This window comes from Thermodesulfobacteriota bacterium (assembly GCA_035325995.1).
In the GTDB taxonomy this organism is placed as follows: Bacteria; Desulfobacterota_D; UBA1144; order Nemesobacterales; family UBA2774; genus JADLGH01.
The window spans coordinates 279112-304325 of sequence record DAOKYU010000001.1; the positions used below are offsets into that span (position 1 = coordinate 279112).

26 protein-coding genes are annotated in these 25214 nt (G+C 57.9%); 21 read left to right on the top strand and 5 right to left on the bottom strand.

The annotated features are described in order from the left end of the window. Positions 1–53: 53 nt before the first annotated feature. Positions 54–1409 (bottom strand): magnesium transporter, encoded by a 1356-nt coding sequence (mgtE, locus tag PKC29_01225; protein ID HML94031.1) that lies wholly within the window; start codon positions 1407–1409, stop codon positions 54–56. Positions 1410–1525: 116 nt separating this feature from the next. Between mgtE and PKC29_01230 the strand changes: the two genes are divergently transcribed. From PKC29_01230 to PKC29_01280, 11 genes are all read left to right on the top strand, one after another. Then, entirely contained in the window at positions 1526–2368 is an 843-nt protein-coding gene (locus PKC29_01230) for a 4-hydroxybenzoate octaprenyltransferase (protein HML94032.1), read from the top strand. 3 nt (positions 2369–2371) lie between these two features. Further along, positions 2372–2923 (top strand): UbiX family flavin prenyltransferase, encoded by a 552-nt coding sequence (locus PKC29_01235; GenBank protein ID HML94033.1) that lies wholly within the window; start codon positions 2372–2374, stop codon positions 2921–2923. A gap of 104 nt (positions 2924–3027) precedes the next feature. Continuing rightward, positions 3028–4800, top strand: coding sequence for a menaquinone biosynthesis decarboxylase (locus tag PKC29_01240; GenBank protein ID HML94034.1), 1773 nt, complete (start codon positions 3028–3030; stop codon positions 4798–4800). Continuing rightward, entirely contained in the window at positions 4776–5885 is a 1110-nt protein-coding gene (gene mqnE / locus PKC29_01245) for an aminofutalosine synthase MqnE (GenBank protein ID HML94035.1), read from the top strand. The genes PKC29_01240 and mqnE overlap by 25 nt, the downstream gene beginning before the upstream one ends. A gap of 329 nt (positions 5886–6214) precedes the next feature. Continuing rightward, positions 6215–6511 (top strand): hypothetical protein, encoded by a 297-nt coding sequence (locus tag PKC29_01250; GenBank protein HML94036.1) that lies wholly within the window; start codon positions 6215–6217, stop codon positions 6509–6511. Between the two features lie 120 nt (positions 6512–6631). Beyond that, complete coding sequence (locus PKC29_01255) at positions 6632–7444, top strand: hypothetical protein (GenBank protein HML94037.1); 813 nt, start codon at positions 6632–6634, stop codon at positions 7442–7444. A gap of 169 nt (positions 7445–7613) precedes the next feature. Next, on the top strand, positions 7614–7898 hold the full coding sequence (locus PKC29_01260) for a hypothetical protein (protein HML94038.1): 285 nt from the start codon (positions 7614–7616) through the stop codon (positions 7896–7898). Between the two features lie 200 nt (positions 7899–8098). After that, positions 8099–8425: a TraR/DksA C4-type zinc finger protein gene (locus PKC29_01265; GenBank protein HML94039.1), complete on the top strand. Its 327-nt coding sequence runs from the start codon at positions 8099–8101 to the stop codon at positions 8423–8425. A gap of 184 nt (positions 8426–8609) precedes the next feature. Next, on the top strand, positions 8610–8957 hold the full coding sequence (locus PKC29_01270) for an STAS domain-containing protein (protein HML94040.1): 348 nt from the start codon (positions 8610–8612) through the stop codon (positions 8955–8957). A gap of 16 nt (positions 8958–8973) precedes the next feature. Continuing rightward, complete coding sequence (locus tag PKC29_01275; protein ID HML94041.1) at positions 8974–10176, top strand: SpoIIE family protein phosphatase; 1203 nt, start codon at positions 8974–8976, stop codon at positions 10174–10176. 3 nt (positions 10177–10179) lie between these two features. Further along, a complete protein-coding gene (locus PKC29_01280; GenBank protein ID HML94042.1) occupies positions 10180–10611 on the top strand; it encodes an ATP-binding protein in 432 nt (143 codons plus the stop codon). 34 nt (positions 10612–10645) lie between these two features. On the opposite strand, the gene PKC29_01285 is transcribed toward PKC29_01280, so the two are convergent. Both PKC29_01285 and PKC29_01290 read right to left on the bottom strand, forming a co-directional pair. Then, positions 10646–11449, bottom strand: a complete 804-nt coding sequence (locus PKC29_01285; protein ID HML94043.1) for a hypothetical protein — start codon at positions 11447–11449, stop codon at positions 10646–10648. A gap of 264 nt (positions 11450–11713) precedes the next feature. After that, positions 11714–12250, bottom strand: a complete 537-nt coding sequence (locus PKC29_01290; GenBank protein HML94044.1) for a hypothetical protein — start codon at positions 12248–12250, stop codon at positions 11714–11716. A gap of 218 nt (positions 12251–12468) precedes the next feature. Here PKC29_01290 and PKC29_01295 point away from each other — a divergent pair, with 218 nt between their 5' ends. The 3 genes from PKC29_01295 (at position 12469) to PKC29_01305 (ending at position 15749) form a co-directional block, all read left to right on the top strand. Beyond that, entirely contained in the window at positions 12469–13371 is a 903-nt protein-coding gene (locus PKC29_01295) for a phosphatidylglycerol lysyltransferase domain-containing protein (protein HML94045.1), read from the top strand. A 570-nt stretch (positions 13372–13941) separates the two neighbouring features. Beyond that, a complete protein-coding gene (locus tag PKC29_01300) occupies positions 13942–14325 on the top strand; it encodes a VanZ family protein (GenBank protein HML94046.1) in 384 nt (127 codons plus the stop codon). Then, a complete protein-coding gene (locus PKC29_01305; GenBank protein ID HML94047.1) occupies positions 14322–15749 on the top strand; it encodes an MBL fold metallo-hydrolase in 1428 nt (475 codons plus the stop codon). The genes PKC29_01300 and PKC29_01305 overlap by 4 nt, the downstream gene beginning before the upstream one ends. A 40-nt stretch (positions 15750–15789) precedes the next feature. Here PKC29_01305 and PKC29_01310 read toward each other — a convergent pair whose 3' ends face one another. Beyond that, positions 15790–16608 carry a penicillin-insensitive murein endopeptidase gene (locus PKC29_01310; GenBank protein HML94048.1) on the bottom strand — a complete coding sequence of 273 codons (819 nt, stop codon included), beginning with the start codon at positions 16606–16608 and terminating at the stop codon, positions 15790–15792. Positions 16609–16789: 181 nt separating this feature from the next. Between PKC29_01310 and PKC29_01315 the strand changes: the two genes are divergently transcribed. The 3 genes from PKC29_01315 to PKC29_01325 all read left to right on the top strand — a co-directional run bounded on the left by PKC29_01315 (position 16790) and on the right by PKC29_01325 (position 18541). Beyond that, entirely contained in the window at positions 16790–17140 is a 351-nt protein-coding gene (locus PKC29_01315; GenBank protein HML94049.1) for a metalloregulator ArsR/SmtB family transcription factor, read from the top strand. Beyond that, positions 17133–17552 carry an SRPBCC domain-containing protein gene (locus tag PKC29_01320; protein ID HML94050.1) on the top strand — a complete coding sequence of 140 codons (420 nt, stop codon included), beginning with the start codon at positions 17133–17135 and terminating at the stop codon, positions 17550–17552. Before PKC29_01315 ends, PKC29_01320 begins: the two co-directional genes overlap by 8 nt. Before the next feature lie 239 nt (positions 17553–17791). Further along, positions 17792–18541, top strand: coding sequence for a DUF899 domain-containing protein (locus tag PKC29_01325; GenBank protein HML94051.1), 750 nt, complete (start codon positions 17792–17794; stop codon positions 18539–18541). Between the two features lie 181 nt (positions 18542–18722). Here the strand turns inward: PKC29_01325 and PKC29_01330 are convergent, their stop codons facing one another. Beyond that, entirely contained in the window at positions 18723–18917 is a 195-nt protein-coding gene (locus PKC29_01330) for a hypothetical protein (GenBank protein ID HML94052.1), read from the bottom strand. A gap of 63 nt (positions 18918–18980) precedes the next feature. Here PKC29_01330 and PKC29_01335 point away from each other — a divergent pair, with 63 nt between their 5' ends. The 4 genes from PKC29_01335 (at position 18981) to PKC29_01350 (ending at position 25136) form a co-directional block, all read left to right on the top strand. Next, complete coding sequence (locus PKC29_01335; protein HML94053.1) at positions 18981–20252, top strand: M23 family metallopeptidase; 1272 nt, start codon at positions 18981–18983, stop codon at positions 20250–20252. Positions 20253–20602: 350 nt separating this feature from the next. Next, positions 20603–22228, top strand: coding sequence for a D-alanyl-D-alanine carboxypeptidase/D-alanyl-D-alanine-endopeptidase (dacB, locus tag PKC29_01340; GenBank protein HML94054.1), 1626 nt, complete (start codon positions 20603–20605; stop codon positions 22226–22228). An 81-nt stretch (positions 22229–22309) separates the two neighbouring features. Beyond that, entirely contained in the window at positions 22310–23461 is a 1152-nt protein-coding gene (locus PKC29_01345) for a serine hydrolase domain-containing protein (GenBank protein ID HML94055.1), read from the top strand. A gap of 193 nt (positions 23462–23654) precedes the next feature. Continuing rightward, positions 23655–25136 (top strand): potassium/proton antiporter, encoded by a 1482-nt coding sequence (locus PKC29_01350; GenBank protein ID HML94056.1) that lies wholly within the window; start codon positions 23655–23657, stop codon positions 25134–25136. The last annotated feature ends 78 nt before the right edge of the window (positions 25137–25214 follow it).

A 25214-nucleotide genomic window follows, 5' to 3' on the forward strand; every position in this document is an offset into this window, starting at 1 on the left:
GCGCCGCGTCTCCAAGGTGCGCTGACACGGGGGCGCCCCGGTAGCGGCTTCGGTCAGTGGAAAATCAGCATCGCTATGAAGAGGTAGAAGACCGAGCCGAAGATGTCGTTGAACATCGTGAGGAACGGCCCGGACGCCGCCGCCGGGTCGAAATTGAGCTTGTGAAGCACGAGCGGCCCGGCGACGCCTATGAACGACGTGGCCATGGTGGCCGACAGCATCGCCGTGAATACCGCTATAGCGATTTTAAGAACCTCGGGCTCGTGGTAGCTTATGAGCGCCCCTATGCCCGCCGCCAGCACGCCGCATATAACGCCGAGCGTGATTCCGACTCTTACCTCCAGAAAAATAATCCTCAGTATCTGCTTTATGTTGATTGTCCCCATCCCGAGGCTCCTGATCACGATGGTCGTCGTCTGGAGCCCCACGTTGCCCCCCGTGGCCATGATCGCGGGCATGAACGCGGCCAGTATGGCCACCTTCTGGAGCGTCGGCTCGAAGGCGTGGACGATTATGAACGCGATGAAGAGCTCGCCCACGAGGGTCATGAGGAGCCAGGGGATTCTCAGCTTTATGCGCGTCCGCATAGGGGTGTAGATGGGGTGAAGGGTGTCGCCGACACCGGCCATCTGCATTATGTCCTCGGAGGCCTCTTCGGCTATGACGTCGAGGATGTCGTCGGCCGTGATCCTGCCCAGAAGAACGCCGTCGTCGTCCACGACGGGGACCGACAGTATGTCGAACTTCTGGAATATATTCGCAACGTCCTCCTGGTCCATGTAGGGTGTGACCGTAACTTCGAGCGGCTCCATGACGTCCGTTACCCCGGAGCCCGGGGTCGCCAGAATGAGTGTCTGGAGGGATATGTCGCCGAGGAGCCTGTCGTTTTCGTCCGTAACGAAAATCTGGTAAAAGTCCGGAATTTCGTCGGCTATCAGCCTTATCCAGTTTATGGCGTCGCGGACCGTGAAATTGTTGCCGACCTTGACGAGCTCGGTCTGCATGATACCGCCCGCGGAGTCTTCGGGGTATTTGAGGAGCGGCTCGACGTCCCGGAGGCCCTCGGGGTCCATCTTCGAGAGAACCGAGGTGGCCGTCTGCTCCGGGAGCTCGCCGATAAGGTCGGCTGCGTCGTCGGATTCCATCTCTTCGACTATCTCGGCTATCTTCTCGGCGTCGAGCTCGCCGAGTATCTCCTCCCTGTGCTCGGGATCGAGCTCCAGGATGACTTCGGAGGCCGTTTCGGCGTCGAGCGCTTCGAGTATGCGCTGGTAGTCCTCGGGCGGGAACACCGTCAGTATCCCGGCTATTTCGGACGGATGGACATCCGTCAGGACGTCCCTTATATCCTGCATATTTCCTTCGAGGAGGTCGTTGGTTATTCTTTCGGCGAGCTCGGGATTCGGCATAATTTCTCTCTGCCTGCGGGAATACCGCCTTAGTGTATAGAAGGAACCTTAAAAGTAAAGTAGACTCTAGGCCCGAACCGGAGGGCCGGTTCCCTTAATATGAATAGCGTAAGAATATGAAGAGCATAAGAAATTACAGCAATTTCGTGAAATTCGAGCATACGCTGTTTTCGCTGCCGATGATCCTGGCCGGGGCTTTTCTCGCGTGGGGAGGGCTTCCGGACCTGAAGCTCCTGGTGCTCATAATACTCGCGGGGACCGGCGCGCGGACCGCGGCGCTGGCGATAAACAGGATACTCGACCGTAGGATAGACGCCCTGAATCCCCGGACGAAGGAGAGGGAGCTCCCGTCGGGGAAGCTCAGCCTCGGGAAGGCGTATGTCGTCACGACCGCGGGGCTCGTCCTTTATTTCGCCGCGGCCTATAAGATATGCGACCTCGTCCTTTATCTGTCGCCGGTACCGCTCGTGGTTTTCATTATATATCCGCTCATGAAGCGCTTTACGTGGCTTTGCCACTTCGGCGTGGGGCTCGGGCTGGCTCTGGCCCCTCTCGGGGGATGGATTGCCGTAACCTGCTCGTTTCACAGCATTTATCCGGGCGTGTTGCTCGCCCTGTTTACTTTTTTCTGGGTTTCTGGGTTCGACGTCATATACGCGACGATGGACGAGGCATTCGACAGGGAGCAGGGGATATATTCGATGGTGGCGCGCTTCGGAAGGGGGACGGCCCTTTATATTTCGGGGCTTCTCCACCAGGCGGCGTTCTTCTCGATAGCCTTTTTATACTTCCTCATGTTCAGGACCATAGCCGCAGGAATCATGGTAGCGGCTATCGGGATTCTTCTTTTCCTGGAGCAGAGGAAGTCGTCGAACGTAGACCTCGCGTTCTTTAAAATCAACATCCTGGTCGGGTTTTCCGTTTTTCTTTTCGTCCTCGCCGGGATATACTTACCCTAGATTATGAGAACAATCGTAGGCATTACCGGCGCATCCGGCGTCGCATACGGGGTCGAATTTTTAAGGAGATGCCCCGACGACAAGTTCCTTATTTCGAGCAAGTGGGGGAGGCACGTTTTAAACGAGGAGCTCGGGCTCAAGATAGAAGAGCTCCGCCCCTGGGTGAAGGACATATACAGCGATTCGGACCTCGCGGCCCCGTTTTCGTCCGGAAGTAACCACTTCGATTCGCTGGTGGTCATACCGTGCTCGGTTTCAACGCTCGCCAAGATGGCGAACGGCATAGGGGATTCGCTCATTACCCGCATAGCGCAGGTGGCCTTGAAGGAGAGGAGGCGGCTCGTAATCGCCTTGAGGGAAACGCCGCTCAGCTCCATAGCGCTCGAAAACGCGCTCAAGCTGTCGCGCGAGGGGGCGATCATAATGCCGATAAGCCCGCCGCATTATCTTAAGGCGGAGACAGTGAGCGGCCTAATCGAGGGGTACGTGGACAAGGTGCTTAACATCATAGGCGTCCCGACGGGCAACGGCTGGAAGCAGGGGGAGCTCGACTAGGGCGCAGTTTCGCGGGTATTTTATCCGTTCCGCAGTATCGTTTCTCTCCGGCAAGTCAGATTTTTCGCGATAATTAATCAGGCTGTAACGGATCGGTGTCTAAAATGGCTAAAAAACAGTTTCTCGACCTCCAGGAGTTTATAAGCTACCTCGACGCTATAGGCGACCTGAAGCGCGTCAGGGCCGAGGTCGATTCGGACCTCGAGGCTTCGGAAATCGCCGACAGGGTGATAAAGGAGAAGGGGCCGGCTCTCCTGTTCGAAAATGTGAGGGGGGCTTCGTTCCCGCTGGCGATGAATCTCTTCGGCACGGAGGAGCGCGTCGAGCTCGCCCTCGGTAGAAGGCCGAGGGACGTGGGGGAGGAATTGGTGGAGCTCTTTCACAAGGTGAACCCGCCGTCGCTTAAGTCGTTCTTCTCTATACTCCCGAAGGCGTACAGCCTGCTGTCGATGAGGACGAAGTCCGTTGGCAGCGGAGCGGTGCAGGAGATAGAGGAGGAGCCAAACCTCGGGAAGCTGCCGGTTATAAAGTGCTGGCCGCTCGACGGCGGGAAGTTCGTAACCCTCGGGCTCGTCCTGACGCAGGACCCCGTTACGAACAAGCGGAATCTCGGCATATACAGGATGCAGGTCTACGACGAGAAGACTACGGGGATGCACTGGCACCCGCACAAGGGCGGGGCCGCGCACTACCACGAGGCCGGAAAGCTCGGGCGGGACCTCGAGGTCGCTGTCGTGCTGGGCGGCGATCCGAAGATGATATTCACCGCGATAGCGCCGCTCCCGGAGGGCATGGACGAGATAGCGTTCGCAAGCTATCTCCGCGGGAAGCCCATACCGATGGTGAAGGGGAAGAGCGTGTCGCTCACCGTGCCGGCGAACGCGGAGTTCGTGATAGAGGGCGTCGTGCCGCAGAGCGAGCTAAGGGTAGAGGGCCCGTTCGGCGATCATTTCGGGCACTATTCGATGGAGGCCGAGTTCCCGGTCTTTCACCTTAACAGGATCACTCACAGGGCGAACGCGATCTACCCTGCAACTATCGTAGGCAAGCCGCCGAAGGAGGACGTCTTCCTCGGCATGGCGGCGGGGGATATGTTCTCGCCCCTTACGCGCATCATCCACCCGGAGGTGAAGGACATGTGGGCCTATCCGGAGGCCGGGTTCCATAATCTCCTGGTCGTTTCGGTGGACGAGCGCTATCCGAAAAACGGCATAAAGGCGATGCTGTCCCTTTGGGGGACGGGGCAGCTCCTTTTGACGAAGGTGATGATCACCGTTTCGAGCGACGTGGACCCGCGCGACTGGGACGCAGTGCTTACGGAGATAGGGCTTAACTACGAGCCGGAGGAGGACGTCCTCGTAATCCCCTGGGCCCCGCTCGATACGCTGGATTTTACCAGCGGGAAGCTGAACGTCGGGAGCAAGATGGGCATAAACGCCGTAAGGAAGGCGCCCGGAAGGAAGCCCCGGAAGCTGCCGGACAAGGCGCCCGATCCGAGGGCGAAGCATCCCGAGATCCTCGACTGGAGGCTGCTAAAGGGCGGCATTTTAGCTGTAAAGATTGACAGGAGCCCCAAGGAGATGTTAAAAAAGCTCTTCGAGACGCCGGGGTACGAGGATGTGCGTATAATCGCCGCCGTCAGCCCGGACATCGACGTGCACGATAACACTGAGCTTATATGGGGGATTTTCACGCGGTTCGACCCGTATCTGGACCTCGTGTTCGAGAGGACCGAGCTCAGGGGGCCGGCTGTCGTTTATGGCGGCCGTATGGGTATAGATGCGACTATAAAAAACTGGTATCCTGCTGTGATAGAAATGTCAGAGGACGTTAAAGAGGCGGTAACCGAAAGATGGAAAGAATACTGGAAGATGTAGAAAAACTCTGTTTCGACAAGAACCTTCTCCCAATAATCGAAAAGGTGGCGAACGGGGAGCGCCTGAGCTTCGGCGACGGGCTTACCGTGATGGACAGCCTCGACATCAACACTGTCGGGATGCTTGCAGATTACGTCAAGCGGAAGAGGGTGGGGGACAAGGTTTACTTCGTCGTAAACAGGCACGTAAACCCGTCGAACATATGCGCCATTTCGTGCAGGTTCTGCGCGTTCGGCACGACCAAGAAATCGGCCAGCGCCTACGAGATGAGCCACGAGCAGATTCTTTCCCTCCTTAACGACGACATCAGGGAAGTGCACATAGTAGGCGGGCTCCATCCCGACTGGAACTTCGATCATTACCTCGACATTATTAGACTCGTGAAGAACAATTACCCGAAGACGCACGTGAAGGCGTTCACGGCGGTGGAGATAGACTGGTTCACCGAGATCACGGGCAAGGGGCTCGAGTACGTCCTCGAAACCCTGAGGGAGGCCGGGGTCGACGCGCTCACCGGCGGCGGCGCGGAGATACTCCACCCCGACGTCAGGAAGAAGATATGCGCGCCGAAGACTATAGCCACCCGGTGGGAGGAGATACACAGGCTCGCCCACGCCATGGGTATTCCGACGAACGCGACGATTCTTTACGGCCACATCGAAGAGCCGTTTCACGTCGTCGATCACCTGGACAGGCTGAGGAACATAGAAGACGATTCCCCGGGATTCTTCGCATTCATTCCCGTGCTCTTCCAGCCCGAAAACACCGGGCTAAAGAAGCAGGTGAAGTTCTTCCCGGCTTCTTACGACCTTAAGGTCCACGCCCTTGCGAGGCTATACCTCGACAACTTCCCGCACATAAAGTCCTACTGGATCACGCTCGGGGAGAAGATGGCGCAGGTCGCGCTCCATTACGGGTGCTCGGACGCGGACGGCACCATCATGAAAGAGAAGATAATCCACGACGCGGGCGCGCCTTCCGAGCTCGGGCACACGCGCGACTTCATGGTGAACATGATAAAGAACGCGGGCTTCATTCCCGTCGAGCGCGACGCCCTTTATAACGAAGTGCAGGTTTACAACTAGGCGCCGCCGGGTGCGGGGCGGAGCAGCCGGGCTGCTTCGATCGCTGACGTGGGTCTCCACGTCAAATTCTCCCGGATCGCTTAATGGAATGTTTGTATCGTCCCGGCTGTACGCGGCATTCTCACACTATTCGGCACGAGGCCCCTTACACCCGCCGTTCGCACCGCCGGAGACAGTATCTCGTCGTCCGCCACGCCGGTAAAAGCACGCTATGTGTGTGCAATCAATTACCAACTCAAAATAGCGCTTGAAAACGAAACCGTTTTGGTTAATCCTTTTAAAATACAGCGGGGGGCAAAACGATGAGACGCATGAGAACGCTTTCCTTAATGGCTTTACTCGCAATCCTGATAGCAGTCGGAATCTTTTTTGCAGGCGGTGAGCAGGCGGAATCGCAGCAGCCGCAGGAATTTTCCTACATAACATCCGAACTCGGACAGGACATCTACCCATTCTCCGATTTCACGGCGGGCTCCGTCATCGAGATCGCGCAGTCGAGCTGCGGGAACGATACCTGTTCCGCCGACCAGTGCTGTTGCCTCAACACCGAGACCGGAGCGCAGTGCTGCAGGACCAACACGAGCGGCAATTGCGTCGAGTCGTGCAAACGCGGAAGCCCCTGTTAAAGCCGCTCCGCGTGACCGAACCATGGCATAGGCAGTTTTCAGTCGCAATATTAGCGGGTTTTTATGTCTTTAGTTATGGCAATGCAGTTCGGAGGTCGTATTTGTATCCTTTCGGATTCGATGATCTCCGATTCAGCCTCGATCGATGACGAAGTAATCCCCGGGCAGCTCAAGACGGTCGTCCTCAACAAAGAGCTTGCCGTCTCCTATTCGGGCCCTGCCGAAAAGGCTGTCGGAAAGATACGCGAGATGAGGCAGGACCTTGCGAAAAGGGTGTACTTCGAGGAGGTCCTGGAATCGCTCACCGAGTTCACGAAGAACGAGGGCGAGGGCGTGGACTTCATCCTCTCTTCGCACATATCCATTCCCAAGCTTTACAAGATAGCGGGGGGCGAGATCCATTACGGCCTGGACATGTACTGGATAGGGAGTCAGCGTGCGGTGTCGCGCGTCTTAAAAGAGATGGAGACCGGCGAGCCTGTCACGGGATCTTTACCGCGCGGGATGACGGCCGGGGAGAGGAGGTTCAGGGAGGCGTTCAGGAAGGTCGTTAGCGGGCGCAGCGAGCCGCGGGCCGGAGGGCTCGTTTTCGACTGCATAGGCTCTGAAAGCGGGTATCACTACAACACACAGGCCGGCGTCCACACAGGGGGCGGCATGTCGATAGGAATCTCTTTCGATTACTCGCCCGGGACCGGTTACCAGAAGCCCGGGAGCGAGATGAGCCTCGTCTCGCCGAACGGGAGGAGCCTCCCTCTCGCGGGGGCGTACTTCGAGGAAAGCCACCTGGGCTATATATATTCCCCGCTCGACCCGCAGCTGGACGGGAACCGGCCCGGAAGCCCGGAGACGGTGTATCCGGTGACGCTCCAGGGGTTCGTCAGCGAGGTGGAGAGGTGCGCGGCGCGGCTGGAGCAATATCTCGGGAGATGATCTATTAATGCAGGCGTAAGCGAGTCTCCGGCGCTTTTTACGAGCCTGCCCTTTAAAACCGGCTGAATTTTGAGATAAAAATTCAAAATCGCCGGATCGGCCCTTGAAAAGCGGGAATTAGTGCTTATGCTATTTGTGATAAACGTTTAAGGCATGGGGTGAATTTTTTATGATCAACACTGAAAATCTTAGCCATACGGGAACGAAGTTCTCGCGCAGCATCTACCTCGGGCAGATCAAGAAAACCACTCTCGACAAGCCTGTAGACGACCTGAGTGAAAAGGAGCAGGAGCAGTATACGAGCCTTTCCCGGCAGATGAAGTGGGGAAAGGAGAACGGATACAATCTTGTGCTCACCCGCGACAGCGACGAGATCGACTGCTGGATGATAAGAGATACCTCCATGGACGACCTCAACCCGCTCTTCAGAAAGACAATTCTGGAAGTTTTCTGATACGGTAAACGAAACAATCGAAGAAGCAGTTATACACCGCCGACGTCGGGCGGAGGGATTTTTATTGTGTTTTGGATGTGACGGCCCGGCACGCGGATACGGGTTTGCAGATTTTACTTTGCCGGGACGATTTGTTATTCTAGAATCAGAATTCAAGGGGGTTTGACGCTTGCGATATACCCGCTTGCGGAGTATTGGACATGGACGCTTACACTGAAATAATCGAAAATCTCAAGGCCAAGAAAATCGAGCTCGAAAACAGGCTCGGGAGGATAGAAACCTCTCTCAGAAAGACCCACGACAGGGACTGGGACGAGCAGGCCCTGGAGCGTGAGGGCGAAGAGGTCGTTGAGTTCCTCGACGAGAACATAAGGACCGAGCTCGACCAGATCAACGCCGCGCTTTCGATGGTGGACAGGGGCGAGTACGGCGTCTGCGTCATGTGCGGCGACCCCATACCCATAGGCAGGCTCGAAGCCCTGCCGTATACCGACCGCTGCGTCGTCTGCGCCCGGGAATCCGAATAACGGCCCCGGGGGGGATTCTCTTAGGGGGCGAGCATCTCCGAAATGTCCGGGCAACGGGCGGAGTCCATTTAAAGCCTGTAGTGTTAAGCCGGGGTTAACTTTTTTGACTGGCGTCCGCTTTCGGTTTATAACCATGAGAGCGCGGCAGGCAGGGTTCCACCCCGCCCCGCCCGGAGGCTTAAAGATGGACATGATCGTCATAAACGCCGACGACGAGCTCACGCACATAAAGCTGCGGGGGAGGGTGGATCTCGATACCATAGGCGACCTCGACTGCGAATTCACGAGGCAAACCGTCACGCGGAGGAAGGACGCCGTCGTCGATATGTCGGACGTCGATTACATGGCGTCCATCGGCCTCAGGATGCTTATCACTGCCGCGAAGGCCCTCGACAAGTTCGGCGCGAAAATGGTGCTTTTAAACCCTCATCCGGACGTCGAGGACGTCCTCAGGACGGCCGGGTTCGACAAGGTGATGCCCATCGAGCACGACCTCGAAAGCGCCCGCGAAGCTCTCAGGGGACTGGCCTGACGGGGATGCGGCGGACATGGAAACCAGCGTACCCGAAACCGATGGCCCAGAGACCGGCGCGCCACGGGCGACAGTTCTGGTCGTTGCCGGCGATCCCGGGCTTAAATTACTCGTCAGCCAGAAATTCAGAAGGGAGATAAGGGAGAACGAGCTCGCTTTCGTCTTTGCGGACGACGGCGCGTCGGCCCTAAGAACCCTTGGCAGAAGCGACGTGGACGTGGTGGTGACGGACGTTCAGCTCCCCGGCGCCGACGGGCTGACGCTTCTTTCCGACCTCAAGAAGTACTTCCCTAATATAAGATCGGTGATAATCTCGGCGTACGGCGACATGCGCACCATCAGGCGCGCCCTCAATCTGGGTGCGTTCGACTTCCTGACGAAGCCCATCGACCTGGACGACCTCGGCGTGACCATACTGAAGACCGTGGAAGAGGCCCTTGCCCTGAAGCAGGCCGTCAGGGACAGGGAGCGGCTGGCCGCTATCAGGCAGGAGCTCGACGTCGCCCGGAGGATTCAGCTCTCGATGATACCGAGGACATTTCCGGCCTTTCCGGGAAAGAGCGAGTTCGACATATACGGCGACATCAAGGCGGCCCGGGACGTCGGGGGCGATTTCTACGATTTCTGCATCCTGGAGGGTGATAAACTCTATTTCGCCATCGGCGACGCCTCGGGGAAAGGCGTTCCGGCGGCGCTGTTCATGGCGGTTACGAGGACCATGATAAAGGCAGAGGCCGTGAAGGGCAACGCGCCCGACAGGTGCCTTGCCGAGGCCAATAGAATACTCTGCATGGAAAATGAATTTTCGATGTTCATAACCGCGTTCTGCGGCATACTGGACGCCGGGACGGGAGAGGTCGCGTATTCGAACGGCGGCCACAAGCTTCCGTTTCTCGTCCGTGCGGGGGCCGGGGTGGAAGCCCTGCCCGCTACGGGCGGGATCGCGCTAGGGGTCCTGGAAGGGGATTCACTTTATAATGTCGGGACTATGAAGCTCGGTCCCGGAGACACGATATTTCTTTACAGCGACGGGGTGACGGAAGCCGCGAACAGGGGGCTCGAATTATACACCGACAAGAGGCTCGCGAAGGTATTGTCCGGGATTGGCGCAGGACTTCCAAAGGATGCCGTCAAGGCCGTTCTCGGGGACGTCGAAACCTTTTCGCAAGGGGTCCCGCAGGCGGACGATATGACGCTCCTCGCCATCAGATATAATTAACCGATGTCCTCCGAGTTGAATATCCGGCTCAGGAACGATTTCGGCGAACTGACCGGGCTCAGGGAAAGGCTTAGGGAGTTCTGCGAATCGTTGAAACTCCCCCGGAGCTGCGCGTTTGCCGTGATGCTGTCACTGGACGAGCTCGTGACGAATATAATATCGTATGCCTGGGAGGACGGCCTCGATCACTCGATTGCGATAAGCGCGAAGTGCGGGAACGGCGTCATGGAAATAGAGGTCGAGGACGACGGGAAGCCGTTCAATCCACTAGACTACGAGCCGCCGGACCTTTCGTCGCCGATAGAGGAGCGCCACATCGGCGGGCTGGGCATACACCTCATTCAGACCTACATGGACGAGATAGCGTACAGGAGGGAAGGGGGGCGGAACCGCGTCGTCATGAGGAAGAGGGTGTCGCAGCCATTGTCCGGATGACCGGGCGCGTCTTGCCGGCTTGTCCCCGGGCCGTCTAATAAAATTCGATAAGATAATCAGGCAGGGATGGATTGTTCGGGGAATCGAGGCCCTCGACTGGATAATCGCGGCCCGATTCGACGGAAGGGCCTTCGCGGAGGGATTTGTTCTCGAACGTTACCTCAATCGTCGTCGGCAAGCCGTCTTCGCCGAGGTCGTCGTGGTTGTTGACGTGGACGTGCACGGCGTCGAAGCATCTGCCAAGCTCCCTTATGCCGGATTCCGCGGCGCCGCCGAGCGAGCTTACGTGGTGAAACTCGACGACGAGGCCGGTTATGCGGGGGGAATATTCCAGGATGCCGGAGACGGCGCTGTATTCCCAGCCCTCGATGTCCATCTTTATAAACACCGCTTCGCCTTCCGGAACCCTCGAAAATATCTTTCCGACATCCGAGTCGCCGTTGCCTGTCCCCACTTTTTCGGCATAGTGCCTTCTCCGGCCGGAGAAGAATTTCCCGAACCTGAACGGGAGCGTTATCACTTCCTTGTCGAGCGGTGTGCGTCCCCTCACGTAATCCTTCGTATGAAGGTATGCCGATTCCAGAAATTTCCGGAGGCTGACGGTGTGGTCGTAGCAATGCACCGCACAGCCCGACATTCTGTGAAATTCCTCCTCGAACGCCCAGTTATGCCCGACGCCGAGCCCGACGAGGACGCCCGTGCCGCGGAGGGCCGTCTCGGTGACGACGTATCCGCCGTCGTGCTCCGAGCCGAGCCTCATAAGGTCGCCGCGATGCCTCGGTTTCCAGGCGAGGGGCAGCCTGGCTGTGCGGCGGTTCTTCGCCGTGTTTTCTTTCACGTCAGAAGTGCTCCGGGTGCGGAATACAAAACCGGCGGGATTTTCTTTATGAACGAATCCCGGCGGCCGGTAAAAGTATATTACAATTTTCTCGAGGTGAGACTTTACCCGGAATCCGGAGGATATGAATAACGGCGTAGCCGTCGAAGGGAGCCGCCGTCTTCGGGGTCTCCGAGAAAACCGTGAGCGGGGTATTCATATCCTGCGGGAAGCGCTGACGCCGGAAACCCGGGGCACCGGTACGCCCCCTCGAAAGCCGCCGCATCAGGGCCGGGTTATCTCGTACCAGATGTTTTTCTGGTACCCCTGCGCGTCTACCTCGGAGAGCTGCTTTCCGGCGACGGGGGTCGTGCCGTCGCACTTCCAGTCGTAGACGGTCGAATGGCCCGTTACGTACATGGGGATAAAGTCGGAGTTTGCATTTTCCTTACAGTATTCGTTCATACCTTCCGTCGGCTCCTTGCTTACGTCGGCCTTCGATTCGCAGGGGAGGTTGGCCCCGACGTTGCACGCATAGACCTTACCGTCCATGCATCTCCAGTAAGTCCCCTTCATGAAAATGTCGAGCGGTGTGGATTCGGGGGAGCCGAACGCCTTCTTAAGGCCCCTGGCTATCGACTCGGGAACCTCGGGGCCCGTGTAATCCGCGCCGGGGGAGTCTACAGTCCCCGCCGACTCGCAGTAGGTGAACGGGTTGTCGAATGTCTTGCCCGAATCGGGGGATTTATCCTCGGCCGTACACGACACGGATGCCATGAGCACTGCGGGAACAATCAGCATAAAGGTCGGAAACTTTTTCATTTCGATATCCTCCGGGCGCCGCCGCTCGAATATTTTTATCAGGAGCCGGAACGCCTAGAAAAATTATATAGCATGGACGTAATTTTAATAATACTGCATTTTGAAGACCGGGGCCGTGGTTGCGGCTGCCGGAGACTGGTGTAATTTAGTTATATATCTGAAGACGATAAATGATTAGCTCGATTCCTCTAAGCTGGTATAGAAGCCGGAAGACCTCGATGATTCTGAGGAGCGTTTCACTCCCGCTCTCGCACGTGGACTGGATCTACACGGGAGGCGTGCCGCTCGAAAGCTCGTTCGAGGAGATATACGGCGAGCTCTTGTCGAGGTTCGGGAGCGGGTTCCTCATAAGGGGGTGCTCTCCCGAGATAGCTGATTTCCTCGGGCGGAGCGGGTGCGAGGCGGTCGTTACGGGCTCGGAAGCCGTTATAGACATCGGGGGCTGGAGGCCCGGGGCGTCCCTCGGCGAGCTTTCGCGGCGCGGCCTCAAGCCGGGGAGAGTGAAGGAAATCGCCTATTCGCAGGAGAATATGAAAAGGCTCGAAGCGCTCCGGACGCGCACTCCATACGGCGGAAAGCCGTTCCTTAAATATCTCTTCCGGACGGGATACGACGAGGACATGAGGTGCTTCGTTCACGCGGACGAGGACGGCGGGTGGCTCGGGGCCGTGACCGTTTCGAGGACGGGGCCCGACTCGGCGCACGTCGAGGCGATGCTGAGGTCGGCGCGGTCTCCCGTCGGCGTTATGGAGTCGCTTTTCGTATACGTCATACGCGCGCTCGGCGGGGATGGTTACAGGGAGCTCAGCCTGGGGGAGGTGCCTTTCGTACGTCCGCCGGGGCTCACGGTGGAGGCTGCCGGCATGCAGTCACTCAAGGAGAGGTTTCTTTTCGGCTCCGGGCATTTCCTGAGGTTCGCTTACAATTACAAAAGCCTCTTCAGGTTCAAGGACAAGTTCAATCCAGCGTGGCGGCCTGTTTACATGTGCGGGAGCCGTTCCGTTCCGTTTCGGGCGCTCGCGGACGTGTTTATAAAAACCGGGTACTGCAGCCTTTCGGGCTCGGAGCTGGTGTCGGGGTTAAAGAGCCTCGCGTCATCTCCTTTCAAAAAACGCCCGTGAATTCGAGGAGCCCTTTTAATTCAAAACTCCAATACCGACACATCGTCATCGCCGTCACTATGAAGCTTTTTTTAAGAATGCCGTTTAAGCCTTGCGCGGCCCTAACCGGAATTCTGTGGGAAATGGAAAGGCTCTGCGGGGGTATGTTGGCGAACGGGAGGAGTATTTTTGCGCCAAGCCTCTCAGGTTTGATTCAAGATTCGGGAAGTTGGACGTCATAATTTGAGTATCACTTTAAGATTATTTCACGTAACGGTTTCAAGACGGTAGTGCCGGATGAAAAGTCGTAACCGGCTGTTATCACGCCGATTTGTAAAGTGAAACGGGCCCGGCACGGGGAGTCTAATGCGTATTTTCAGCTTTCCGGCAATTAGCTAAAGGTGATTGTATTGCGAGAAGCTTGAATTAATGAAAGATCGCAGACATTCCGGCAAAACATCTTGTCTGTAAGAATTTACATGAAACGTTCTTTTTCCGTCCGGCTCTGGCCGCGGTCTTTTTTGTCAGGGGAGGACAGGGCCATATTAGTGTATAATTAAGTTCCAAGCAACCGAAATCCAACGATTAAACATGCTCCAGCTCATTTTCATCGCCTATGTGGTTTTCGTAATCGCCGCGAGCCTGGTCCCGGAAGCAGGCACAAGCGTCGTGGCGTACAATGACAAGATTGCGCACCTGGCGGCGTATTTCGTCATGGGCGTCCTCGCGTGGACGGCTGTCACGACCATGAAGAGGAAACTCTACCTTCTTTTCTCTTCCGTCGTTCTCGGGGTCGTGCTGGAGCTGGTTCAGGAATTCGTCCCGGGCAGGTCCATGGACGCCGCCGATGCCGCCGCCAACGCGGCGGGCATAGTGCTGGCTTATCTCGTGTGCAGGTTCTGCGCCGAGTACGTCGGATGGGGGACTTTCTCGCCCGGGGGTAAGGAGAAATACCCCTCCGGAGGAGCGGAATGAATATAAAGTTTTGCGGAGCGGCGAGGACGGTGACGGGAAGCTGCCACCTGCTGACGCTGGACGACGGGTTCAAGATACTTCTCGACTGCGGGCTTTACCAGGGGCGGGACGACGAGCTGGTCGACTTTAACCGTACGTGGCTCTTCGATCCCGCGGACATAGACTCGATGGTGCTGTCGCACGCGCACATAGACCACAGCGGCCGCATACCCAGGCTCGTCAGGGACGGATACAGGGGGGAGATACTGACGACGAGCGCGACCAGGGACCTTTCGGCCGTGATGCTGCTGGACAGCGCCAAGATACAGGAAAAGGACGCGAGCTATATAAAAAAGAAGAACAGGAAAAGGGAGAGGGGACGGCGCAAGATCAAGGGTCCGGCGGTAGAGCCGCTTTACACCGACAAGGACGTGTTCGAATCGCTCCAGAGCTTTGTCGGAGTAAGCTATGACGTGTGGCACGAGATAAGAAAGGGCGTATCCGTGCAGCTTAGGGACTGCGGCCACATATTCGGGAGCGCCAGCGTTACGCTAAGAATAGACCGGAACGGAAAGCCGCCCGTAAAAATCGGGTTCAGCGGGGACATTGGGAGGCCGAAGAGGCCCATATTGAAGGACCCCGTGCCCATGGAGGACCTCGACTACCTGATTACCGAGAGCACGTACGGCGGAGTGAAGCACAGCCAGCTCCCGCAGGACGAGGACGAGCTTCTCCGCATAATCAACGACTGCATCGAAAAAAGGGGGAAGCTTGTCATCCCGGCGTTCAGCGTGGGGAGGACCCAGGAGATCGTCTACACACTCGACAAGCTCGAGAACGAGGGACGCCTGCCCGAGATACCCGTCTTCGTGGACAGCCCGATGGCCATCAACGCGACGGAGGTCTTCAGGCTCCATCCGGAGTGCTTCGACGAGGGCATAGCGGAGTATGTGCTGAACGACCCCGATCCCTTCGGTTTCAACAAGCTGAAATATATCCGTACCACGGAGGAGTCGAAGCGGCTCAACAGCCTGACGGGGCCGGCCGTCATCATAAGCGGATCGGGCATGCTCACGGGGGGAAGGGTGCTCCACCATTTGGTGAACACCGTAGAGCACGAGCGCCACACGATTCTCATCGTAGGTTTCTGCGCCCCGTATACGCTCGGCGACAAGATAAGGCGGCGAGAGAAGAAGCTCTGGATATTCGGGAAGGAAAGGACGCTCAGGGCGCACGTCGAGATCATGGATTCCTTCAGCGCCCACGGCGACGAAGACGAGATGCTGGGCTATCTTTCGGGGCTCGACAGGGAGAAGCTGAAGAAGGTGTTCCTCGTCCACGGGGAGTATGACAGGCAGGAGAAGTTCAAGTCCGCCCTCGAAAGGGAGGGGATGAGGGACGTCGTGATTCCGGAGCTGGGAAGCACGTTCGAGATAGAAGTTTAGGAAGGACTATTACTACACCGGCCTCGTCCGACCGCCGGTTTCATGCGCCGCCGTCCAGTATAGCGATACATTCTTCGGGAAGCTTCGGCCTCACGGTTTGGCCCGAGCTCTTCTTCGGCTTGATTTTCCCGCCGGCCGTGAACCACGAGGCGAGGTCGCTACCGCACCCGGTGTCGTGTGTGTTTACCGGATCCTGCGGCACGCACGAGCCGTTGCCCTCGGGGCATTTGAGCCGAACGTGGAAATGGCCGTCGTGCCCGTACCACGGGCGGAGCTTCGCGAGCCACGACTCGCCGGGGTATTCGGAGCAGAGCTTTCTCTTTATGAACGGATTCACGAATATCCTGTCTACGTCGGCGTAGGAAGCGGCCGCCTTCACTATCCTGCCTATTCTGTCGTCCCATTTGGAATCGTCAACCCCCGTTCGCTGATCGTTAAGGACGGACTGGGGGAAAATGCTCTCCCGCTCGCGGACGGTGAGGCTCCTTTGAAGGGCTATGGGGTGCTGCCAGTAGAGGATGTCGGCGTCGAGGCCCGTCTGGTGGCTGCTGTGCTCGTCGAGCATGGGGCCGCCCGTTTGCCGGGCGACGTCGCCTACGAGGATGATTCCGTTTACGTACTCGTTCACGCGCTTCCCGAGGTCCACGATGAATTCTATGGTCTCGGGGTTCGCGAAGTATCTGCCCCGCCCGGGCCTTATGACCTGAAAGCCTTCGCCTTCCATCGGGATGGCCGCGGAGTTCCTCATGCACCCGGCTGTGTAGGTGCCTATGGATTGCGTTGCAGACGCCGAGGCGGAAGATGCGGCGCGGGCCCCGTCCGTCACGGACGTATACGCGAGCGTCCCCGCCAGTATCACAAGCAACGAAAGTGTAGTAAATCGTGGGAAAATCATCGTATGGACAGCCGGCTTTATTACGAATGAATTATACACCAACCGGCGCGTTCTTGAAGGGGCGTAAATCGAGAGCCGGGCTGTTATAAAATAATAATCAACTAAGTGGTTGACAAATGCCGGGCAGTATTCTATACTCAACTGTATGGTTGAATATAAGAACGCGAATCTGGATAACGTCCTTCACGCGCTGTCTAACTCCACGAGGAGAAATATCGTCCTTCAGCTCGCGAAAGAGGACCTCACGGTGAACGAGCTGGCGGAGAAATATGAAATGTCTCTCCAGGCCGTGTCCAAGCACATACAGGTGCTTGTGAAGTCGGGGCTCGTCGTAAAGCGGAAATCGGGCCGGGAGCGGCTCTGCAGGGTGAGCTACGGGCCCCTCGAATCGGTCTCGGACATGCTGGACGAATTCAGGCGGTTCTGGGAGGCGCGCATGGATTCTCTCGAAAAATACTTTGAAAATCGGAAGACAGGAGGTGACGCCGGTGAGTGAAGCAGCGGTAGTCGTCAAAAGGGTTATAAAAGCCGACCCGGAGCGGGTGTTCGAGGCGTTTACGAAGCCCGAGATCATGAACGAATGGTTTTACGGGATGGATGAGGGGACGGCGGAGGTATCGAACACGCTCGAAGCAGGGGGCGGGTTCAGTATCAACATGCGCTCGGTGGACGGGACGGAATACATGCATACGGGCGAGTACAGGGAGATCGTGCCGCACGAGAAGCTCGTTTTTACGTGGAACTCGAACTTCGCGAAGGATACGGTCGTTACCGTCAGCTTTCGCCCGGTGCCCGGCGGGACGGAGGTGACGATAATGCACGAGCTGCTCACGGTTTCCGAGAGGGAGCCCCACAGGAGGGGCTGGACCGTTTGCCTTGGCAACCTTGGGAGATTGTTTACACGATGAGCGGTATTAATGAACTGACCGCGAGCATCTGTGTATTTCCATATAATGCGGATTGTGCTCCACGGTACATCTCTCCCGGACGTACATCGACCCCGAGCCCTATCGATACCGACGGCTCCTCGAAATCACACAATATATTCCGGATATTCCCGGCACCAACGCATGGCATAGCATTTGCACATCCGTGGTGCAAGAGGTCATTAACAAAATAAATCATAGTAATCCTGAGGTAATAAACAATGAAAAACCAAACGCTGAAGCATGAAATCGTTTCCCCGGCGGAATGGCTGGAGGCCCGGGAGGAGCTACTGAAAAAGGAGAAGGAGCTGACCCGCGCGCGTGACGCGCTGGCAGCCGAGCGCCGGCGGATGCCGTGGGTAGCCGTCGGGAAGGCGTACGAGTTCGACGGGCCGAAAGGCAAGGCGAGTTTGCTCGACATGTTCGAAGGCCGCCGTCAACTGATCATCTATCGTGCCTTCTTCGAGCCCGGCGTGTCCGGCTGGCCCGAGCATGCCTGCATCGGCTGCTCCATGGTAGCCGACCAAGTCGGCCACCTTGCCCATCTGAACGCCCGCGACACCACGCTCGCGTTCGCCTCGCGCGCGCCGCAGGCGGACATCGAGCGTTTGAAGGCGCGAATGGATTGGCATATCCTGTGGTACACCATCACGGACGACTTCGACAAAGACTTCGGCGTGGACGAGTGGCACGGCACGAACGCGTTTATTCGCGACGGCAACCGCGTGTTCCGTACCTACTTCATCGACAAGCGGGGCGACGAGGCGCTCGGGAGCACCTGGAGCTACCTCGATATGACTGCGCTCGGGCGCCAGGAGGAGTGGGGGGACTCGCCCGAGGGCTACCCTCAGACCCCGCCGTACGAGTGGTGGAACCGGCACGACGAATATGGCGACGCCCGGCCGTCCCGGGAGTGGAACGCCCAGGTCGAGCGCGGTATCCGGGCCGGGCAAGGACGGCGGCGCCCGTGAGCGGCCGTCGTTGCTGCGGAGCAGGATCGAGGAGCCCTGACGGCGAGGCGGTTCCGAAACAGACCACGCGCGCCGGCGTGCGCCCGCGGTCGTTTTTTCGGCGGCTCCGGGACACGGCCGGATGGGTAGTACCGGGCGCAGTGCTGGTGCTCCTGCCCAAGTGCCCGGTGTGCATCGCGGCCTACGTTGCGTTGGCGACGGGGATCGGAATTTCCGTATCGGCCGCGTCGTCCCTGAGAGCGGCCGTCGTGATAATCTGCGTGTCGTCTCTCTCGTTTCTCGCGGCAAGGCGGATGTGCCGATACCTCGCTTCTCTATCGGGAATCAAGGGCACGGCGCGCTGAGGGGCCGCCGGCGGCTCGCGGCTTCTCCGCACAAGAGCTACTCCCCGGGACCGAAACGGGCTATAATTCATGTGAACGAATCCCGGGGGTGGAGAATGAAGATTCTGCTTGCAGTATCTGCAATATTATTGTTGTCGGTATCGGCGCTGTTCGTGGCCGGGGGGTGCGACGGCGGGTCGGGCGGGGCGGCGCCGGACAATCCTGTAACGAGGGTGGACAACCCCGGGACGCTGACCGGGATCGAGTGGTCGGTCGTGGCGACGCCGGTGTATCCGGTGACAGGGTCCGACGGCCTCGTACACCTGGCTTACGAGATAAAATTCGCGAACGTGACGGGCTCGGCGACGACGGTCAGGATAGATTCCGTCGAGGTCGTCGATCCGGAAAACGACGACAGGGTTATATCCACGGTAAAGAATACCGCCTTCGACGGGACGGACATAACGTACAAGCTCAGGAATTTCGACGTGCCGATCACATTCGGCACGGCTAATTACTCGGACATGCTCGGCCCGGGACAGTTCGGCGTAATGTACATGACCGTCACTTTCGAAAACGAGGAGGAGGTCCCCCGTTTTCTCGGCCACAGGGTAACGATGTCTCTCCCGGACTTCCCGGACAGAGGGACTGTTACGGCGACAGGCGGATATACGGAGGTGAGTACCGACAGGGCTGTCGTTCTGAGCCCGCCGCTCAAGGGCGACCGCTGGCTCGATGCGGACGGCTGCTGCGAAACGATAGGCCTCCACCGGTTCGTCGTAAATCCTATAGACGGCAAGCTCAGGCTTTCGGAGCGCTACGCGATAGACTTCGTCCGGCTCGACGAGGACGGGAGACTCTATACCGGCGACCAGTCGGTCCTGGCCAACTGGCATTACTACGGAGCCGACATCCATTCCGCCGCGGAGGGCAGGGTGGTCGGGGTTTTAGACGGACTTCCGGACCAGCCGCCGGGCCAGCTCCCTACGGACGCTACGATAGTGACCGCGGGCGGTAACCACGTCGTCGTGGATATAGGCGGCGGCCGGTACGCCTTTTACGCGCACATGATCCCCGGCAGCATAACAGTGAAGGAGGGGGACTTCGTGAAGAGGGGGCAGCACATAGGAAACCTCGGAAACTCGGGGAATACCGACGGGCCGCACCTTCACTTCCACGTAATGGACAGCCCTGCTCCGCTTAACTCGAACGGCCTGCCTTACGTCTTCGATTCGTGGGCGTACCAGGGGAAGGTTATAGGCGGCAGTCTCGAGGAAACCAACGATAATCTCATGGCCGGCAATCCCGCCGAAGTCGATATCACGGGGAACGGCAGTATGAAGAAGGAAGAGCTTCCGTTTACGAACGATATAATAGGGTTCGAGTAACCGGGCACGGAAGCCTTCTCGTGCCCGCCGTTTATCGTCGCGGACAGGGTAAGAATCGCTTCTCAATATTTGGTGAAAAGTTAGGTTATAATGTAATTCATTAGCATTTGTTCGCGCCAACAGGGAGCGGCCGAGCGGCGGGCTCCGGGGCGGCGTGGGGAGCCGAAGCCCCCGAAGGATTTCTATTGAAAAACAAACCGGATGTGAGAGGATGAGAAAACCACGGCTTGAAGGCAGGAGCCTTGCGGCCGGCCTCGATTCCTCCTGTGCCAGAACAAGTCAGAAGCATTGCCGCCCGCCTACGGACGACGCAGCAGTATTCGATTAGCATTGAAAAGGGAGGAGGGGTCATGAAAAGAAACAAGACAGTTTTATTCATGGCGTTTGTCATTATATCCGTGTCTTTTCTTTCCGCGGGGGCGGGCGGCGGCGACAATAAAGCGACGCCCGGACCTGTACCGGATGAAATACTAAAGGTAATGCGGAAGCCGCTCTACGCCGATGCGACATGGAGCCTTAAGGTTGTCGATCTCGAATCCGGCGAGAATATATACGACCTCAATTCGGGGCTCCTGGCCTATACGGGATCAGTAAGAAAGACGTTTTCCGTGGGCATGGCCCTTAACGAGCTCGGCCCAGACCACAGGTTCAGGACCCCTGTTTACAGGAAGGGGGACGTGAGCTCCGAGGGGGTTCTCTCGGGCGACCTGATACTCGTCGCGAACGGGGACCTGACGATGGGCGGGAGGAATACGCCGGAGGGCACAGTCGCCTTCACGAGCTTCGACCACACGGAGGCCAACTCGCTCGGAAGCGCGATACTCACAAAGCCCGATCCGCTCCAGGGGATAGACGAGCTCGCGGCGCAGGTGGCTGCTTCGGGCATTACCAAGGTGAACGGGGATGTGGTAGTGGACGACAGGCTCTTCGACCTCTTCAGGGTGCCCAACGGAAACGTGCTCATCACCCCTATGATTATCAACGACAATCTCGTCGACGTTACGATAATACCGACGGAGCCCGGCAAGCCGGCTACAGTCGAGTGGAGGCCGAAGTCCGCCGCGCTCGTCGTGGAATCTGACGTCGTAACCGCGGCCGAGGGCGAGGATATGACTGTCGGACTGACCATGGATAATCCGGATTGCGTGGGCCTTCCGGGCTGCGTGGGGAAGGTGACGGGGCAGATACCGGTCGGCTACAAGCCGTCCCTGCCGGGTATACCGACGCTCGTCCAGACTTTCAGCATACAGGACCCGGCGACATACGCGCGTATCGTGCTTATAGAGGCGCTCGAAAGGGCGGGCGTCGAAGTCGCGGCCGATACGGTAGCCAAAAACAATCGGGGGCTGCTTCCTCCGCCGGGCTCGTACAAGGGCGACGCCAAAGTCGCGGAGCTCGTATCACTCCCGTACTCGCAATACACGAGGCTGATTCTGAAAGTGAGCCATAACCTGGGCGCGAATCTGAGCCTGATGCTCTTCGGGCTTACGCAGGGCGCAAGGACCATCGACACTGCCCTTGCCGCCGAGAGAAAAACCCTGATCGACGACTTCGGCTTAAAGGGCCCGGAGTTCGATTTCCCGACCAACGGCAGCGGGAGCCCGGACAGCCAGGCGGCACCTGACGCCACGGTGAAGCTGCTAAGGGAAATGAGCAGGAGGGAGGTGTTCCCGGCTTACTTCGCTTCGTTCCCGGTACTGGGCGTCGACGGCTCGCTCGCGACTGTAGGCGTCGATCCTCCGAATCCCGCCATAGCGCCTGCGATCGGAAAGGTGTACGCAAAAACGGGGACGACGGTCCTGGGAACGTTTTTCAAGGCGCAGGTTTTCGCGGGCTACATCGACGCAAAGAGCGGGCGGCGTCTCGTATATGCGCTGTACGTGAACGACATAGGCACTCTTAAGGACATTACGGAAGCGCTCGAGGTGTTCGACGACGAGGGCGAGATATCAGAGATTATATACGACCTCAATTAACCGTTAAGGATGAGATACGGCCGGCTCCTTTCCGTGGAGCCCGCCGGGACGATTATACAACTGCCGGAGAGGAGGCCGCTCATGTACAAAAGGTTATCGTGTATAGCTCTCGCCGCGTTTGCGTTCGCTTTCGTTCTGTCGTGCGACAAAAACGGCGGAAACAAATTCGACCCGGGGCTCGAAGCCGAGCTTAGGGAGATAGTCCACAGCTATAAAGACGAGTTCGGGATTCCGGGGATTATCGCGGGCGTATGGATACCGGGCAAGGGGAATCTCGTCATCGAGGACGGCGTCGGGGACATAGAGACCGGCGCACCCGTAAGAAAGGACGATCACGTGAGGATCGGGAGCGTCACGAAATCGTTCACCGTTACGGTGATCCTTCAGCTCGCGGAAGAGGGGCTGATCGGCCTTGACGACCCGGTAGGGGATTACCTTCCCGGGGTCGAGAACCCCGGCGCCACCATAGCCGAGCTCGCGAACATGAGGAGCGGCATCTTCAATTATACGGAGGACGCCGAGTTCGTGACGGAATTCGTGGAAAGCGATTTCCTTCGCGTCTGGACGGACCAGGAGCTCGTAGACGTTGCCGACAGGAACGTGCCCTACTTCCCTCCGGGCGGGGGCTGGCACTATTCCAACACCAATACGGTCATTCTGGGGATGATAGTCGAGCAGGTGACCGGGCGTTCTCTCGGTGAGGAGATAACCGACAGGATAATCGCACCGCTCGGCCTCGGGGGCACGTCGTATCCGACGACGCCCGACATGCCGCTTCCGTTCGCACACGGCTACGGGTTCGAGCCGCCGGAGGACATAAGCTTCTGCGACCCCTCGTCGTCCGCGGGCTCGGGCGCAATGATATCGAGGCTCGGGGACCTCAAAAAATGGGGTGAGGCTCTCGGGAGCGGATCTCTTCTGAGCGAAGAGCTTCAGGCCGAGCGTATAAGCAGCCTTTCGCCCATCGTGTACGATCCATGCGACGACGATGACCCGGACAGGGAAAAGAGGAGCTGCCCGGAATATGACAGATACGGGCTGGGGATCGGCGAGCTAAGCGGCTGGATAGGGCACACGGGCGAGTATATAGGTTATACGAACCTCGTGATGTACGAGCCCGGAAGCGGGGCCGTGGTCGTAATCATCGCGAACAGGTTCGGGGTCGGCGAGCACGTTCCGACGGCGATATTCAGGGAGTTCGCCGAGGTATTGAACCCGGAGCTCCAGGAATAGACGACGCAGCCGGGGAGCCGTGGACGGCCCGGATTGCCTTCGTACTGTCTGCCCGACGGATTTTGTTTATATACACTGTTTTCTTTCGTTATACTATCATGTCCGTACCGCGTGTCCTGTACGGATTTGTTCACATGACCGGGCCGCGTTGCGGCCTTCCGGAATTATCCTGTAACCAGGGAGCGTTTTTACATTGAATTATACAATAGAATATGTCCTTCTCGGTGCTTCGGTTCTCTGCCTCCTCAGCATTTTCGCGAGCAAGGCGGCGGCTTTTCTGAGGGTGCCAGCCCTGCTTATATTCATACTGGTCGGCATACTGGCGGGATCGGAAGGGCCGGGGGGAATCTATTACAACGACCCGTGGTCGGCGCAGTTCCTGGGTGTGCTCGCCCTGGCGTTCATTATCTTCTCGGGCGGGCTTCATTCGAGCTGGAAGCAGATAGCCCCGGTGCTCTGGGACGGGGTGATACTTTCCACACTGGGCGTGTTTCTCACGGCCATGCTCCTCGGGCTGTTCGCTCACTATTTCCTGGGATTCCCGATACTAATAGCTTTTCTTCTCGGCTCTATCGTTTCATCGACGGACGCCGCTGCGGTCTTTGCGATACTGGGCTCCGACGGTTCCAGCCTGAAGGGCGGGCTGAAGGACCTTCTCGAGTTCGAGTCCGCAAGTAACGACCCGATGGCGATCATACTGACAATATGTTTTATACATCTCATCATGAACCCGGCCACTTCGGTCTGGGGCATGGTTTTTCTCCTGTTAAAGCAGATGTCGCTGGGTGCGCTGTTCGGCTTTATCATGGGGAAGGTGATTATCTTCATAGTCAACCGTTTAAGGCTCGGCTACGAGGGGCTTTACCCGGTGTTGATGATGGCGCTCGTCGTGTTCGCATACGGGCTGACGGCATCTATCGGCGGCTCGGGCGTACTGGCCGTCTACATAGCCGGGTTCATGGTCGGGAGCAGCGAGTTCGTGAACAAGAAAAGCATAATGCGGTTCATGGATGGTATAGCGTGGCTCTTCCAGATAGTAATGTTCGTCGTGCTGGGGCTCCTCGTTTTTCCATCGCAGCTTCTCCCCGTGGCCTTGTCGGGTTTTGCCGTCGCGTTGTTCCTGATGTTCGTGGCAAGGCCGGTAGGAACCTTCATTTCGCTTATTCCCAGTAAATACGGCCTGAGAGAGAAAACATTCATATCGTGGGTCGGACTGAGGGGGGCTGTGCCGGTTATCCTGGCGACATTCCCGCTTATCGCGGGCGTGCCGGAGTCGCATATGCTGTTCAATATAGTGTTTTTCATCGTCGTAACTTCGGTTTTAATCCAGGGGCAGACGCTGACAATGGTCGCGAGGTGGCTCGGTCTGGACGCTCCGGGGGTGGAGAAGCGAGAGCGGAGCGCCGACTTCGAGTTCCCTTACGACGAGCACACGGAGAGGGTGGAGCTCACCATACCGCCGGAGTCGACGGCCGTCGGAAAACAGGTGATAGAGCTCGGGCTTCCCGAGAGCGCGCTCCTGATGTTGATCCGAAGGGGCGACACGACGTTCGTCCCGCGGGGGTCTACCGTGATAGAGCCGGGAGACAGGATACTCGTATTCGCCGAGCAGAAGGATATGCTGGAGGTGAGATCGATATTCTGCGTCTGGGGGCCGTCGCCGGAGCCGGAATAACGATCGGTATTCCGGGACACATTTCCTTTTTATGTTTTCAAGTTAACCCCGTGTGAAAGTCTTTACCGCAGATTGTAA

Excerpts from the sequence above, each read along its gene's own strand:
- mgtE (HML94031.1), bottom strand. The coding sequence starts at position 1,409 with ATGCCGAATCCCGAGCTCGCCGAAAGAATAACCAACGACCTCCTCGAA.
- PKC29_01230 (HML94032.1), top strand. The coding sequence starts at position 1,526 with ATGAAGAGCATAAGAAATTACAGCAATTTCGTGAAATTCGAGCATACG.
- PKC29_01235 (HML94033.1), top strand. The coding sequence starts at position 2,372 with ATGAGAACAATCGTAGGCATTACCGGCGCATCCGGCGTCGCATACGGG.
- PKC29_01240 (HML94034.1), top strand. The coding sequence starts at position 3,028 with ATGGCTAAAAAACAGTTTCTCGACCTCCAGGAGTTTATAAGCTACCTC.
- mqnE (HML94035.1), top strand. The coding sequence starts at position 4,776 with ATGGAAAGAATACTGGAAGATGTAGAAAAACTCTGTTTCGACAAGAAC.
- PKC29_01250 (HML94036.1), top strand. The coding sequence starts at position 6,215 with ATGGCTTTACTCGCAATCCTGATAGCAGTCGGAATCTTTTTTGCAGGC.
- PKC29_01255 (HML94037.1), top strand. The coding sequence starts at position 6,632 with ATGATCTCCGATTCAGCCTCGATCGATGACGAAGTAATCCCCGGGCAG.
- PKC29_01260 (HML94038.1), top strand. The coding sequence starts at position 7,614 with ATGATCAACACTGAAAATCTTAGCCATACGGGAACGAAGTTCTCGCGC.
- PKC29_01265 (HML94039.1), top strand. The coding sequence starts at position 8,099 with ATGGACGCTTACACTGAAATAATCGAAAATCTCAAGGCCAAGAAAATC.
- PKC29_01270 (HML94040.1), top strand. The coding sequence starts at position 8,610 with ATGGACATGATCGTCATAAACGCCGACGACGAGCTCACGCACATAAAG.
- PKC29_01275 (HML94041.1), top strand. The coding sequence starts at position 8,974 with ATGGAAACCAGCGTACCCGAAACCGATGGCCCAGAGACCGGCGCGCCA.
- PKC29_01280 (HML94042.1), top strand. The coding sequence starts at position 10,180 with ATGTCCTCCGAGTTGAATATCCGGCTCAGGAACGATTTCGGCGAACTG.
- PKC29_01290 (HML94044.1), bottom strand. The coding sequence starts at position 12,250 with ATGAAAAAGTTTCCGACCTTTATGCTGATTGTTCCCGCAGTGCTCATG.
- PKC29_01295 (HML94045.1), top strand. The coding sequence starts at position 12,469 with ATGATTCTGAGGAGCGTTTCACTCCCGCTCTCGCACGTGGACTGGATC.
- PKC29_01300 (HML94046.1), top strand. The coding sequence starts at position 13,942 with ATGCTCCAGCTCATTTTCATCGCCTATGTGGTTTTCGTAATCGCCGCG.
- PKC29_01305 (HML94047.1), top strand. The coding sequence starts at position 14,322 with ATGAATATAAAGTTTTGCGGAGCGGCGAGGACGGTGACGGGAAGCTGC.
- PKC29_01315 (HML94049.1), top strand. The coding sequence starts at position 16,790 with ATGGTTGAATATAAGAACGCGAATCTGGATAACGTCCTTCACGCGCTG.
- PKC29_01325 (HML94051.1), top strand. The coding sequence starts at position 17,792 with ATGAAAAACCAAACGCTGAAGCATGAAATCGTTTCCCCGGCGGAATGG.
- PKC29_01335 (HML94053.1), top strand. The coding sequence starts at position 18,981 with ATGAAGATTCTGCTTGCAGTATCTGCAATATTATTGTTGTCGGTATCG.
- dacB (HML94054.1), top strand. The coding sequence starts at position 20,603 with ATGAAAAGAAACAAGACAGTTTTATTCATGGCGTTTGTCATTATATCC.
- PKC29_01345 (HML94055.1), top strand. The coding sequence starts at position 22,310 with ATGTACAAAAGGTTATCGTGTATAGCTCTCGCCGCGTTTGCGTTCGCT.